We start from the raw sequence: 13,780 nt of genomic DNA, 5'->3' as shown, positions 1-13,780 counted from the left end.
CGCGGCACGCCCGGTCAATCGGCATCGGCGCGCGTGTAGCGCTTGGCGCGCAGGTTCTTCTTGATCTCCTGCAGCATCGGTCGCAGTTCGCCCGGCAGGCGCAGCGCCACCGCGGTGGTCAGGATGTCGATCACCATCAGGTGCAGCAGGCGCGACACCATCGGGCTGTAGCGGTCGTAGTCCTCGGGGTGGTCCACCGCCAGCAGGATGTGGTTGCCGGTCAGCGCCACCTGCGCCAGCGGCGAGCCGCTCGCGGTGATGACGATCAGCGTCGCACCCTTCTTGCGCGCGATCTCCGCCGCGTCGAGCAGGTCGCGGCTGTGGCCGGAGTTGCTGATGATCACCGCGCAATCGCCAGGTGCGAGCATCGTCGCGCTCATGACCTGCACGTGGCCGTCGCTGACCGCGGTGGCGCGCACGCCGAGGCGGAAGAACTTGTGCTGTGCGTCCTGCGCCACGATGCCGGAGTTGCCAACGCCGTAGAACTCGATCCGCCGTCCGTGGCGGCCCGCTTCGGTGAGCGCGGCGATCGCCCGCTCGAACGCACCGGTGGCGGCGTCGTTGCGGTACTTGAGGAATGCGCTGACCGCGTTGTCGATCACCTTGACGACGATGTCGCTGCTCTTGTCGTCCTCGTCCACCGAGCGGTGCACGAACGGCACGCCCTCGTTGACGACGCCGGCGAGCTTGCGCTTGAAGTCGGTCAGCCCGTCGTAGCCGACGCTGCGGCAGAAGCGCACCACGGTCGGTTTGCTCACATGCGAGCGTTCGGCCAGGTCGACCACCGGCAGGCTCGCGAATGCGCGCGGGTCGGCGAGCACGAGCTTGGCGACGCGCTGCTCGGCCGGGGGCAGCGCGGGGATCGAGGCGCGGATGCGGTCCAGCATCGTCGTTCCTACTGCTCTTCGGACCAGGCGTAGCCGTCGCGGGCGACGAGCGCGCTCGCGGCGGCCGGGCCCCAGGTGCCGGCGGCGTACGGGCGCGGGCCGGTCGTGTCGCGCTCCCAGGCGTTCAGCACCGGCTCGACCCAGCGCCAGGCCTGCTCCTGCTCGTCACTGCGGACGAACAGGTTCAGGCGCCCGGCGATCGCCTCGAGAAGCAGCCGTTCGTACGCGCCGACCCGGTTCTCGGCGAAGGCCTTGTCGAAGTCCAGGTCCAGCGACACCGGCGACAGGTTCTCGTGCTGGCCGGTGCCCTTGGCAGCCAGCAGGTGCAGCTCCAGCCCGTCTTCGGGCTGCAGGTTGATCACCAGCTTGTTCGGCTGGTTGACGCCCGGGAAGATATTGTGCGGCGTGGCGCGGAAGTTCACGACGATCTGCGCCTCGCGCGACGCGAGCCGCTTGCCGGTGCGCAGGTAGAACGGCACCGATGCCCAGCGCCAGTTCTGCACCTCGGTGCGGATCGCGACGAAGGTCTCGGTTGCGCTGCCCGGCGGCACCTTCGCCTCCTCGAGGTAGCCGGCGGCTTTCTTGCCCTGGGCATTGCCGGCGCGGTACTGGCCGCGCACCACGTCGCGCGCCACGCTCTCGTCGGTGAAGGGCTTGAGCGAGCGCAGCACCTTCAACTTCTCGTCGCGGATCGCATCGGCGTCGTTGCGGCTCGGCGGCTCCATCGCCACCATCGTCAGCAGCTGCAGCGCGTGGTTCTGGATCATGTCGCGCAGCGCGCCGGTCTTGTCGTAGAAGTCGCCGCGGGTGCCGACGCCGAAATCCTCGGCGATCGTGATCTGCACGTTGGCGATGCTCTCGCGCCGCCACAGCGGCTCGAACAGCACGTTGCCGAAGCGCAGCGCCATCAGGTTCTGCACCGACGGCTTGCCGAGGTAGTGGTCGATGCGGAACGCCTGCTCCTCCTTGAACACCGAGCGCACGACGCGGTTGATCTCCTGCGCGCTGGCCAGGTCGTGGCCGAGCGGTTTCTCGAGCACGACGCGGATCTTCGGGCCATTCAGACCGACAACGCCGAGCTGCTCGCAGATCTGCGGGAACAGGTACGGGCTGGTCGCGAGGTACAGCACCACGGTGTCGGCATCGCGCTCGCCGAGCCACTCCTTCAGCCGCACGTAGTGATCGGGCTGCGACAGGTCGAGGCGGCGGTAGTGCAGCATGCCGGCGAACGCGGCGAATTCCTCGTCGCTGGGGCGCTTCGCCAACTCGACGTCCTGGAAGCGTGTCCTGAGCCAGGCGCGGTATTGTTCGTCGGTCTGATCGTCGCGCGCGACGGCCAGAATGCGGCCTGCGGGCGGCAGCTTGCCGTGGCGGAAGGCCTGGAACAGCGCGGGCATCAGCTTGCGCCAGGTCAGATCGCCGGTGCCGCCGAAGAAAACGAGGTCGAATGACATGCGATTGAGCGCGCCACCGAGGGCGCATGTAACTTAGTTTCAGTGTTTATCATGCCCATGTTTCTTGTGCAGGTCAACGCAGGCGCGCTGTGACGGATTTTTCGACATTCATCGGCCGCGCATGGGACGAGCACGCCGACGCGCCGCAAGGCGTCGCCGACCGACTCGAAGAGGGTGCCGCGCTCGTGGCCGACGAAGGCGAGCTGATCCAGTTGCTGAACCTGGCGCATCACCTGCACGGCGAGCACCTCGACTCGTGGGCGCAGGGCATCGAACTGATCGAGCGCTTGTGTGGCGCGCCGGTATTCGTCGCTGACGGCCCGAGCGGCCAGGCTGCGCGGCGGTTCATGGCGAGCCTGCACCTGGCGGGCGGACAGCCCGTGGGGCTCGACGCGTTCACGCCATCTGACCGCGCCCGGGTACTCGCGCTGGCGGCATCCACCGTGGCCAGCCGCGACGCCTTGCGCGCTGGCGGCTGGCTTCGCGACGCGCTCGACTTGGCGCAGCGCGAGGAACTTCCAGCCGGCGATCCGACGCACCGGGCGCTCGCCGTCACGGGCAACAACATCGCCTGCACGCTCGAAGAGAAGCCCGATCGAAGCGCTGCCGAACGCGATCTGATGATTCTCGCGGCGCAGACCACACGCCGGGACTGGGCCATCGCCGGCACCTGGCTGGAGACCGAACGCGCCGAGTACCGCCTCGCCAACACCTGGCTGCAGGCCGGCGACCCGGCGCGCGCCCGCGAGCATGCGCAGGCCTGCCTCGAGATCATCGATGCGAACGGCGGCGCGGCGATGGAGCGCTTCTTCGGCTGGGAGGCGCTCGGCCTGGTCGAGCGCGCCGCCGGCAATGCGACCGGGCATGCGCAGGCGCTGGCGCGGGCGCGCGAGGCCTTTGCCGAACTCGACGAATCCGACAAGTCCTGGTGCGCGCCGAGCCTCGACAAGCTCGCTGCCTGATACGGGTTTGCGCGGCGCATTCGCGCACAGACAGGCGCGCGGCAGGCTGGTTACTTTCGGTAAACAAGCTGCATCGACGCGCCACCGGAACGCGCGGCAGGCGTTCTAATCGAACATCGCTTCCGCCCTTGTCTGCGCCACCATGAACCAACTCGACCAGCTCAAGCAGTTCACGACCGTCGTCGCCGACAGCGGCGATTTCAAGCAGCTCGCGCAGTACGCACCGCGCGACGCGACGACCAACCCGTCGCTGATCCTCAAGGCGGTGCAGAAGCCCGACTACGCCCCGCTGCTGAAGGAGACGGTGGAGGCGCACCGCGGCAAGCCGCTCGAGGCGATCGTCGACGAGGTGCTGGTGCGCTTCGGCCTGGAGATCCTGAAGATCGTGCCGGGGCGGGTCTCGACCGAGGTCGACGCGCGCCTGAGCTTCGACACCGCGGCCAGCGTCGCGAAGGCGCACCGGCTGATCGCGATGTACGAGGAGTCGGGCGTCGCGCGCGAGCGCATCCTGATCAAGCTTGCGTCGACCTGGGAGGGCATCCAGGCCGCGCGCATCCTGCAGCACGAGGGCATCCGCTGCAACATGACGCTGCTGTTCGCGTTCTGCCAGGCGGTGGCGTGCGGCGAGGCGAGCGCGCAGCTGATCTCGCCGTTCGTCGGCCGCATCTACGACTGGCACAAGAAGAACGCCGGTGCCAAGTGGATCGAGGCCGACAACGCCGGCGCGAACGACCCGGGTGTCAAGTCGGTCGCGCAGATCTTCACGTACTACAAGAAGTTCGGTATCGAGACCGAGGTGATGGGCGCGAGCTTCCGCAACGTCGGTCAGATCCAGGCGCTGGCCGGCTGCGACCTGCTGACGATCAGCCCCGAACTGCTCGGCGAACTGCAGGCGAGCGAGGCGCCGTTGCCGCGCATGCTCGATGCCGAGGTGGCCAAGCTGGTGCCGATCCACGCGGTGACCTACAACGAAGCCAGCTTCCGCTTCGCGCTGAACGACGACGCGATGGCGACCGAGAAGCTCGCCGAGGGCATCCGCGCGTTCGCGGTCGATGCCGGCAAGCTCGACAAGATGATCGAGGCGCTCGGAGGGGGGAAATGATGGACCCGCGTTGCGATCAGACCGAAGCGTGGGCGGCGCTGGCCGGCCACTTCGAGGCGCACGGGCGCGACTTCGACATCCGCGAGGCGTTCGCGCGCGATCCGGGCCGGTTCGCGTCGATGGGCGTCGAGGCGCCCGAGGTGTTCGCCGACCTGTCGAAGAACCGCATCGACACCGCGACGATGCACTTCCTGCTCGACCTGGCGAAGGAATGCCGGATCGAAGCGCGCCGCGATGCCATGCTGCGCGGCGACCCGATCAACACCACCGAGGGCCGGGCGGTGCTGCACACCGCGCTGCGCGCGGCGCGCGGCAAGGGCCCGTTCAGCGACGACGTGCACGGCGTGCTCGACGCGATGCTCAGCTATGTCGAGAGCGTGCGGGACACGGCTGTCAGCGGCATCCGCCACATCGTCAACATCGGCATCGGCGGCAGCGACCTCGGGCCGCAGATGGTCGTGCCGGCGCTCGACGCCTTTGCGCACCCGGGACTGACGCTGCACTTCGTCTCGAACGTCGACGGCCACGACATCGTGCCGGTGCTGCGCCGCCTCGACCCGGCGCAGACGCTGTTCATCATCGCCAGCAAGACCTTCACGACCCAGGAGACGATGGCCAACGCGCACGCCGCGAAGGCCTGGTTCGAGGCCAGCGGCGGCACCGACATCGCGAAGCACTTCTGCGCGACGACGACCAACGTCGCCGCGGCGGCGGCCTTCGGCATCACGACGACCTTCGGCTTCTGGGATTGGGTGGGCGGGCGCTACTCGCTGTGGTCGGCGATCGGGTTGCCGATCGCGCTGGCGATCGGCGCCGACAACTTCCGCGCGCTGCTGGCCGGCGCGCACGCGATGGACGCGCATTTCGCGACCGCGCCGGCCGCGAAGAACCTGCCGATGCTGCTCGGGCTGATCGACGTCTGGTACCGCAACTTCCACGGCTTCACGAGCCGCTGCATGGCGCCGTACCACCAGGGCCTGAAGCGCCTGCCGGCCTACCTGCAGCAGCTCGAGATGGAGAGCAACGGCAAGCGGGTCGATCTCGACGGCGCGCCGCTGCCGTTCGCGACCAGCCCGGTCGTCTGGGGCGAGCCGGGCACGAACGGCCAGCACGCCTACTTCCAGATGCTGCACCAGGGCACCGACGTGATCCCGGTCGAGTTCATCCTGGTCCGGCGCGCCACTCACGCGATCGGCGGCGACTTGCACGCGCCTTTGCTCGAGCAGCTCGAGCGCCAGCACGCGATGCTGCTCGCCAACGGGCTGGCGCAGGCGCAGGCGCTGATGCAGGGCAAGTCGACGGCCGACGCCGCGGCAGAGAAAGCGCCGACCGCGTCGAAAACGCTCGATCCGGCCGTGCTCGCCAAACACCGCACCTTCCCCGGCAACCGGCCGAGCACGACGCTCGTGCTGGACCAGCTGACGCCGCGCTCGCTCGGCGCGCTGATCGCGCTCTACGAGCACCGCGTCTTCGTCAGTGGCGCGCTGTGGGGCATCAACAGCTTCGACCAGTGGGGCGTGGAACTCGGCAAGGCGCTGTGCAACGACCTGCTGCCGCGCCTGGCCAGCGGCGACACGGCCGGGCTGGATGCGTCGACCGCCGGGTTGATGCAGCGGCTGCGGCCCTGACACCGCCCCCGAGACGAACCCGAGGACTGGAGCCACGACCGCTGCCGTCACGTTGCATCACTCGCCCAACACGCGCTCGACCGGTGCGCTGATCCTGCTCGAGGAGCTCGGTGCGCCCTACGACCTGCATGTGATGAACATGAAGGCCGGCGAAAACCGCGCGCCGGCCTACCTGGCAATCAACCCGCTTGGCAAGGTGCCGGCGGTGACGCACGGCGACGCGCTGGTGACCGAGCAGGTGGCGGTCTTCCTGTACCTGGCGGACCTCTTCCCGGCGGCCGGCCTGGCACCACCGATCGGTGACCCGCTGCGCGGCCCGTACCTGCGCTGGATGGCGTTCTACGGGTCCTCGTTCGAGCCGGCGCTGATCGACAGATCGCAGAAGCACGCGCCGCCGCCGTCGCTGGCACCGTACGGCGACTACGACACGATGTTGGCGACGCTGGTCGGCCAGCTGGAGAAGGGCACCTACCTGCTCGGCGAACGCTTCAGTGCGGTCGACGTGCTGTGGGGCACGGCGTTGCGCTGGACCACGATGTTCGGTCTGGTGCCGGAGCTGCCGGTGATCGCCGCGTACATCGAGCGTGTCGGTTCGCGACCGGCGGTCGCCCGCGCGCGGGCCAAGGATGCGGAGCTGGCGAAGGCGTTCGGCTGACCGGTCTCAGGCCCGTCCGCAGCCGGCAGGCTTGAAGACACGCCGTGTCGACGCCGGGTGCTTCTGCAGCGCAGTCGCCGGGCGGCGCGGGCGGCGCAGCAGTTCGCCACCGCAGTTGGGGCAGATGCCGCCGAGCTTCTCGTCGGCGCAGGTGCTGCAGAACGTGCACTCGAAGGTGCAGATGCGCGCCTCGACCGAGTCGTTCGGCAGGTCGCGGTCGCAGCACTCGCAGTTCGGACGCAACTCGAGCATTGACGCGACCTCAGCGCACCGAGAGCCCGCGCAGCGCGCCGTGGGCGGCATCGAACGCCTGCTCGACGATGCGCTGCTTCCATTCGTCGGTGTCGACGTAGAACGCGTCGCGGGTCTGGCGCTTGATCTGCGCGCGTTGCGCGGCGGGCGCTTCCGGGTGGTTCTCGACCCACTGGTCGGCGCGCAGCGCGCCGATCATCTGGTCGATCGGCAGCGTGCCGTACTCGAGCGCGATGCCGGTGTACTCGGCCTGCGGGCACTCCTGGTAGGCCGTCATCCACATCAGCCCCTGCAGCGGCGCCGAGGTCGAGCTGCCGTCGTAGATGCTGGTGACGTCGTCGCCCCACCAGGCGCGGGCGCGCTGCAGCGCGGCGGCATCGTCACGGCAGGCGAAGATGCGCTCGCCGTGGCCGCTCGGGCCGAGACCGGTGTGCAGGTCGATCCAGCCCAGGCGGGCGCAGCGCGTGGCGTGCTCCTGCAGCACGTGGCGCAGCGTCACGTGGCTCCAGGTCGGGTTGCGCCCGCCGTAGAACAGGCCCTCGGGGTGCGCGTACTGGCCGCTGGTGATCGCCTCCTGCAACTTGGCGGCGCCGTGCGCCGCGGCGAAGGCCTGCAGCGGGGCATCGCTCTGTTCGCTCGGCGGCCAGTGGGCCGGCACGATCGCCGCGGCCAGGTCGTCGTAGGCGTCGTTGCGCAGCGGCGCCTGACTGAAGTCGTGGAAGTTGCGGTTCAGGTCGACGTTCTCCTGCGTGGTGCGCCGCCACCACGAGAAGCCGTACGGGTTCAGTGCATGGATGTAGAGCACCGTCACGCGGGCGTCGGCCGCTGCGGCGCGCCACGCCGGGTCGCGCAGCAGCGCGGTCTGGACGCCCGAGCCGCAGAAGCCCTCGACGCCGTGGCAAGCGCTGCTGACGATCAGCAGCGCGGCGGCGTCGGCGGGGCCGTCGCGGACCACGTCCATCGCCAGCTGCTCGCCGTCGCGGCCGACCAGCGGGTGCAGGTGGCTCTGCGGGTCGAGGCCAGCGTCGTCGGCGGCGGCCAGGAACTTGGCCCGCGCCTCGGCATAGCTCTGCGAAAAGTTCGCGCTGGCGTCGTGGCTCATCAGCGTGCGGTGTTGAGCCACTTCTCGGCCAGGTTGACCCAGAGGGTCGCACCGAGCGGGATCAGCTCGTCGTTGAAGTCGTAGCTGGGGTTGTGCAGCATGCACGGGCCCATGCCGTGGCCGCCTTCGCGGTGGCTGCCGTCGCCGTTGCCGATCAGGAAGTAGCAACCGGGCTTCTCGAGCAGGAAGAAGCTGAAGTCCTCGGCGCCCATCGTCGGCTCGAACTCCTGCACGTTGTCGGCGCCGACCAGCTCGCCCATCACCTGGCGCGCGAACTCGGTCTCGGCGGGGTGGTTGATCGTCGGCGGGTAGTTGCGCTTGAAGGCGAACTCGCAGGTGGTGTCGAACGCCGCGCAGGTGTGCTCGGCGATCTCCTTCATGCGGCGCTCGATCAGGTCGAGCACCTCGAGCGTGAAGGTGCGCACCGTGCCCTGGATCTCGCAGCTGTCGGGCACCACGTTGGTGGCCTCGCCGGTGTGGATCATCGTCACCGAGATCACACCGGCGTCGATCGGCCGCTTGTTGCGGGTGATGATGGTCTGGAACGCCTGCACCAGCTGGCACGCCACCGGCACCGGGTCGACGCCGTTGTGCGGCATCGCGGCGTGCGCGCCCTTGCCGTGGATCGTGATCTTGAACTCGTTGCTGCTCGCGAAGCACGGGCCGTTCTTCAGCGCGAACTGGCCGACCGCCATGCCGGGCCAGTTGTGGGCGCCGAACACCGCTTCCATCGGGAACTTCTCGAACAGGCCGTCCTTGATCATCTCGCGCGCGCCGCCGCCGCCTTCCTCGGCCGGCTGGAAGATCAGGTAGACCGTGCCGTCGTAGTTGCGGTGCTTGCTCAGGTGCTTGGCGGCGGCCAGCAGCATCGCGGTGTGGCCGTCATGCCCGCAGGCGTGCATCTTGCCGGGGTGCTGGCTGGCGTGTGCGAAGGTGTTGTGCTCGGTCATCGGCAGCGCGTCGATGTCGGCGCGCAGGCCGACCGCGCGGTCGCTGGTGCCGTTCTTCAGGATCGCGACCACGCCGGTCGTGCCCATGCCGCGGTGGATCGGGATGCCCCAGTCGGTGAGCTGCTTGGCGATCACGTCGGACGTGCGCTGCTCCTGGAAGCACAGCTCCGGGTGGGCGTGGATGTCGCGGCGGACCGCGGCGATGGACGCCGCGTCGGCGAGGATGGATTCGATCATGCGCATGTGCGGCTCCTTGCATGCAACGTGCCCGGACACGCGTGCCCGGAAAACGGGCAGTTTAGCGCCGGGCTGGCCGGGCGACCGGCGGCCCCGCAAAGGCCCCTGCGGCTAGCGCCGGACCTTGCCGTCCTCGGTCAGCATCGACAGGTCGACGAAGCGCGACGCGACGTGGTCGCGCGGCCCGAACTCGACGCTGAAGCCGCCGAAGCTGACGTTCTGGATCGACTCCAGCCCGCTGACCAGCGATTCGCGCGTCGGGTTGCGGCCGGCGCGCCGGAAGCCCTCGGTCAGCACCTTGGCGGCCAGGTAGCCTTCCATGCTGGAGTAGTTCGGCTGGGCGTCGCCGCCGGCCTTCGCGACGGCGTCGAGGTACTCGCGCGCGATGCCGGTCGTCGTCGAGAACGGGAACGGCATGACCTGGCTGACCATGATGCCGCGGCCCTCCTTGCCGAGCTCGTCGGCCAGTGCCTGGGTGCCGACGAACGAGACGTTGAAGAAGGTGCCGCCGTAGCCGGCCTTGCGGGCCTCGCGGATGAACGCGGCGCAGGACTTGTAGGCGCTGATCTGCACGACCGCGTCGGGCATCTTCGCGGTGATGTCCTTGACGGCCTGCGCGACGTTGACGGTGTTGCGCTCGACCGTGCCGAGCGCGACCGGCACCAGGTCCTGCGATTTCAGCGCGCGGGTCACGCCTTCCAGGCCGGCCTTGCCGTAGGCGTCGTTCTGGTAGAAGACCGCGATCTTCTTCAGGCCGAGCGAGGTGAGCTGCTTCACGATCAGCGCGGTCTCGTCGTAGTACGAGGCGCGCAGGTGGAACACGGTCCTGTGGAAGGGGTCGCGCAGCGCCTCGGCGCCGGTGAACGGGCCGAAGAACGGCACCTTCGCGTCGACGACCAGCGGCAGTGCCGCGAGGCAGGTCGGCGTGCCGACGTAGCCGAACAGGCCGAACACGTCGTCGCGGATGAACTTCTCGGTGTTGGCCTTGCAGCGGTCGGGCTCGTAGCCGTCGTCGAGCGTGCGCAGCTCGATCGTGCTGCCGTTGACGCCGCCGGCGGCGTTGAGCGCGTTGAAGTAGACCTTCGCACCCATGTTCATTTGGATGCCGAGCTGGGCGGCGGGGCCGCTGAACGCGGCCGACTGGCCGAGCACGATGCGGTTGTTCTGGGCCAGGGCGGGCAGCGCCAACGCGGCGCTCGAACCCGCGAGCCACTTGATGGCGTCACGACGTTTCATGGAATCCTCAACGATGTGTCCAGGGCGTTCGCGGCCTTCCGGCCGGGCCCGTCTGGTGTGTCCCAGTGTGGGCGCAGCTTACGCATTGCCGTGCACTAAGTCACCGTCCAGTGGACGTTTGAACACGAACACCGGCGGCCGGCGTGTGCAATAGTTCACCTCCATGGAGACGATCACCGTACGCGCCGCCTGCCCGCACGACTGCCCGGACACCTGCGCGATCCGCGTCACGGTCCAGGACGGGCGGGCGATCAAGGTGCAGGGCGATCCCGATCATCCGCCGACCCACGGCGCGCTGTGCACCAAGGTCTCGCGCTATCCGGAGCGCACCTACCACCCCGAGCGCGTGCTGCATCCGCTGCGCCGGGTCGGACCCAAGGGGTCGGGCCGATTCGAGCGGGTGAGCTGGGAGGAGGCGCTGACCGACATCGCCGCACGCCTGCGGACGATCGCGGCGCGCGATCCCCAGGCCATCGTGCCCTACAGCTATGCCGGCACGATGGGCCTCGTGCAGGGCGAGAGCATCGCCGCCCGGTTCTTCCACCGCCTCGGCGCGTCGCTTCTGGACCGCACGATCTGCTCAAGCGCCGGCGGCGAGGCGCTCGCCTCGACCTACGGCGGCAAGGTCGGCATGCACCTGGAGTTCTTCGCCGAGAGCCGGCTGATCCTGATCTGGGGCAGCAACTCGATCGCGTCGAACCTGCACTTCTGGACCTTCGCGCAGGCGGCCAAGCGGGCCGGCGCCAAGCTGATCTGCATCGACCCGCGGCGCACCGAGACGGCCGACAAGTGCCACCAGCACATCGCACTGCTGCCCGGCACCGACGGCGCGCTCGCGCTCGGGCTGATGCACGAGTTGATCGTCAACGACTGGCTGGACGATGACTACATCGCGCGGCACGTCGATGTCGCCGGCTGGCCGGCGCTGCGCGAACGCGCGCTGGAGTGGCCGCCCGAGCGCGTCGCCGAGGTCTGCGGCATCACGGCCGACGAGGTGCGCGGCCTGGCGCGCGACTACGGCACGACGCGCCCCGCCGCGATCCGCCTGAACTACGGCATGCAGCGGGTGCGTGGCGGCGGCAATGCGGCGCGGCTGGTCGCGCTGCTGCCGTGCCTGACCGGGGCGTGGCGGCACCGCGCCGGCGGGCTGCTGTTCTCCAGCTCGGGCTGGTTCAGGTCGGTGCGCAACGACGCGGGGCTGCAGCGGCCCGACCTGCTCGCCGGCCGCGCGGTGCGCACCATCAACATGAGCACCATCGGGGACGACCTGCTGCGCGAGTCGTCGGCCGACTTCGGCCCGAAGATCGAGGCGCTCGTCGTCTACAACAGCAACCCGGTCGCGGTGGCGCCCGAGTCGCCGAAGGTGGTACGCGGCTTCGCGCGCGACGACCTGTTCACCGTGGTGCTCGAGCACTTCATGACCGACACCGCCGACCTGGCCGACTACGTGCTGCCGGCCACGACCCAGCTCGAGCACCTGGACGTGCACACCAGCTACGGCCACACCTGGGTGATGCTGAACGAGCCGGCGATCGCGCCGGTCGGCGAGTCGAAACCGAACACGCAGATCTTCCGCGAACTGGCCGCGCGCATGGGCTTCGACGAACCGTGCTTCGCCGACGACGACGAGGCGCTGGCGCGCGCCGCGTTCCATGCGCCGGTGGACTTCGATGCGCTGCGCGAGCACGGCTGGTTCAAGCTGCCGGTCGCCGATGCGCCGTTCGCCGAAGGCCACTTCCCGACCGCGGACGGCCGCTGCATCGTCGATTCCAAGCTGCACGGCGTGCCCGACCACGTGCCCAACTACGAGGCGGTGCTCAGTGCGCCGGCCCTGGCGCGGCGCTTCCCGCTCGCGATGATCTCGCCGCCGGCGCGCAACTTCCTGAATTCCAGCTTCGTCAACGTCACCAGCCTGCGTGACATCGAGGGCGAGCCGCTGCTCGAGATCCACGCCGCCGACGCGCAGGGCCGCGGAGTCGTCGACGGCGCGATGGTGCAGGTCTTCAACGACCGCGGCCGCTACCTGTGCCGCGCCCGCATCAGCCCGCGTGCGCGGCCCGGCGTCGTCAACGGACTGGGTGTCTGGTGGCGCAAGCTCGGCGCCGGCGGCAGCAACGTCAACGAGGTGACGCATCAGCAGCTCACCGACATCGGCCGCGCGCCCAGCTTCTACGACTGCCTGGTCGAGGTGCGGCCGGCCGATGCCGTGTCGTGACCCGTGGTCGGCTGGCGCTGCTGATGGCGAGTCTCGCGGCCCTGGGCGTCGCGCTGGTGGCGGCGGGGACCGTCTGCCTGACCTCCGGCTGCAGCACGATCGGCTACTACGCGCAATCGGCCAGCGGCCACCTCGCGCTGGTGCGCGCCGCGAAGCCGGTGCCCGAGTGGCTGGCCGATGCGCAGACGCCGCCGGCGCTGAAGGCGAGGCTCGAACTGAGCCAGCGCATCCGCGACTTCGCGGTCAGCGAACTGAAGGAACCCGACAACGCGAGCTACCGCCGCTATGCCGATCTGCAGCGCGGCGCCGCGGTCTGGAACGTGGTGGCCGCGCCCGAGCTGAGCCTGCGTCTGCAGACCTGGTGCTTCCCGGTCGTCGGCTGCGTCGGCTACCGCGGCTACTACGACCGTGCCACGGCGGATGCGTTCGCGCACGACCTGCGAGCCCAGGATCCGGGACTCGAGACCAGCGTCTACGGCGTCCCGGCCTATTCGACGCTTGGCCTGCTGCCCGGGGACATGTTCGCGGACCCGCTGCTGAACACCTTCATCGCCTACCCGGAAGGCGAACTGGCGCGCCTGATCTTCCATGAGCTCGCGCACCAGATCGCCTACGCGAAGGGCGACACGGTGTTCAACGAATCGTTCGCGACCGCCGTGGAGCGCATCGGCGCGCAGCGTTGGCTTGCCGAGCACGCGAGCCCGCAGGCCCGCGAGGAGTACGAGCGCTTCGACAGCCAGCGCCGCGACTTCCGGGCGCTAACGATGCGCTACCGCGACCTGCTCGACGCGCTGTACAACGGCCCCGGCAGCGAAGCCGACAAGCGCAGCGCCAAGGCGACCCTCATGCGCGACCTGCGCGCCGAGCACGAGGCCCTCAAACGCGAGCGCTGGGGCGGGTATTCCGGGTATGACGGCTGGTTCGCGCGGGCCAACAATGCGGCCTTCGGCGTGCTCGCCGCGTACAACGGACTGGTGCCCAATTTCGAGCGCCTGTTCGAACGCGAGGGGCGCAACTTCAACCGCTTCTACACCGAGGTTCGGCGCCTGGCGGCATTGCCGCTGGCCGAGCGTCGCCACGCATTGCCCTGAGGAGATCCC

Annotated in this window: 12 protein-coding genes; 6 read left to right on the top strand and 6 right to left on the bottom strand. The window is 69.4% G+C overall.

The window, feature by feature from the left end:
* Positions 1-14: 14 nt before the first annotated feature.
* Both ASC76_RS11420 and zwf read right to left on the bottom strand, forming a co-directional pair.
* Complete coding sequence (locus ASC76_RS11420; RefSeq protein ID WP_082549053.1) at positions 15-887, bottom strand: MurR/RpiR family transcriptional regulator; 873 nt, start codon at positions 885-887, stop codon at positions 15-17.
* 8 nt (positions 888-895) lie between these two features.
* On the bottom strand, positions 896-2,341 hold the full coding sequence (gene zwf, locus ASC76_RS11415; RefSeq protein ID WP_056465559.1) for a glucose-6-phosphate dehydrogenase: 1,446 nt from the start codon (positions 2,339-2,341) through the stop codon (positions 896-898).
* Between the two features lie 89 nt (positions 2,342-2,430).
* Here zwf and ASC76_RS11410 point away from each other — a divergent pair, with 89 nt between their 5' ends.
* The 4 genes from ASC76_RS11410 to ASC76_RS11395 all read left to right on the top strand — a co-directional run bounded on the left by ASC76_RS11410 (position 2,431) and on the right by ASC76_RS11395 (position 6,688).
* Positions 2,431-3,303, top strand: coding sequence for a hypothetical protein (locus tag ASC76_RS11410; RefSeq protein ID WP_056465556.1), 873 nt, complete (start codon positions 2,431-2,433; stop codon positions 3,301-3,303).
* Between the two features lie 142 nt (positions 3,304-3,445).
* Complete coding sequence (gene tal / locus ASC76_RS11405; protein ID WP_056465554.1) at positions 3,446-4,405, top strand: transaldolase; 960 nt, start codon at positions 3,446-3,448, stop codon at positions 4,403-4,405.
* The gene (gene pgi / locus ASC76_RS11400; RefSeq protein ID WP_056465552.1) at positions 4,402-6,033 is read left to right on the top strand and encodes a glucose-6-phosphate isomerase; all 1,632 of its coding nucleotides are present in this window, start codon (positions 4,402-4,404) and stop codon (positions 6,031-6,033) included. Before tal ends, pgi begins: the two co-directional genes overlap by 4 nt.
* Positions 6,034-6,085: 52 nt before the next feature.
* Positions 6,086-6,688, top strand: coding sequence for a glutathione S-transferase family protein (locus ASC76_RS11395; RefSeq protein ID WP_056465550.1), 603 nt, complete (start codon positions 6,086-6,088; stop codon positions 6,686-6,688).
* A 6-nt stretch (positions 6,689-6,694) separates the two neighbouring features.
* Here ASC76_RS11395 and ASC76_RS11390 read toward each other — a convergent pair whose 3' ends face one another.
* The 4 genes from ASC76_RS11390 to ASC76_RS11375 all read right to left on the bottom strand — a co-directional run bounded on the left by ASC76_RS11390 (position 6,695) and on the right by ASC76_RS11375 (position 10,465).
* Entirely contained in the window at positions 6,695-6,940 is a 246-nt protein-coding gene (locus tag ASC76_RS11390) for a DUF1272 domain-containing protein (protein WP_056465548.1), read from the bottom strand.
* A 10-nt stretch (positions 6,941-6,950) separates the two neighbouring features.
* The gene (locus ASC76_RS11385) at positions 6,951-8,042 is read right to left on the bottom strand and encodes a M14 family metallopeptidase (protein ID WP_056465546.1); all 1,092 of its coding nucleotides are present in this window, start codon (positions 8,040-8,042) and stop codon (positions 6,951-6,953) included.
* The gene (locus tag ASC76_RS11380) at positions 8,042-9,235 is read right to left on the bottom strand and encodes a M20 aminoacylase family protein (RefSeq protein ID WP_056465543.1); all 1,194 of its coding nucleotides are present in this window, start codon (positions 9,233-9,235) and stop codon (positions 8,042-8,044) included. Before ASC76_RS11380 ends, ASC76_RS11385 begins: the two co-directional genes overlap by 1 nt.
* A gap of 105 nt (positions 9,236-9,340) precedes the next feature.
* Entirely contained in the window at positions 9,341-10,465 is a 1,125-nt protein-coding gene (locus ASC76_RS11375) for an ABC transporter substrate-binding protein (protein ID WP_056465541.1), read from the bottom strand.
* Between the two features lie 163 nt (positions 10,466-10,628).
* Between ASC76_RS11375 and ASC76_RS11370 the strand changes: the two genes are divergently transcribed.
* Both ASC76_RS11370 and ASC76_RS11365 read left to right on the top strand, forming a co-directional pair.
* Complete coding sequence (locus tag ASC76_RS11370) at positions 10,629-12,680, top strand: molybdopterin-dependent oxidoreductase (protein WP_056465539.1); 2,052 nt, start codon at positions 10,629-10,631, stop codon at positions 12,678-12,680.
* Between the two features lie 23 nt (positions 12,681-12,703).
* Entirely contained in the window at positions 12,704-13,771 is a 1,068-nt protein-coding gene (locus tag ASC76_RS11365) for an aminopeptidase (protein ID WP_056467308.1), read from the top strand.
* Positions 13,772-13,780 lie beyond the last annotated feature (9 nt).

The sequence above is a fragment of the Rhizobacter sp. Root404 genome, assembly GCF_001425865.1.
Taxonomy (GTDB): Bacteria; Pseudomonadota; Gammaproteobacteria; order Burkholderiales; family Burkholderiaceae_C; genus LMDS01.
This window is presented reverse-complemented; position numbering and strand designations above follow the sequence as displayed.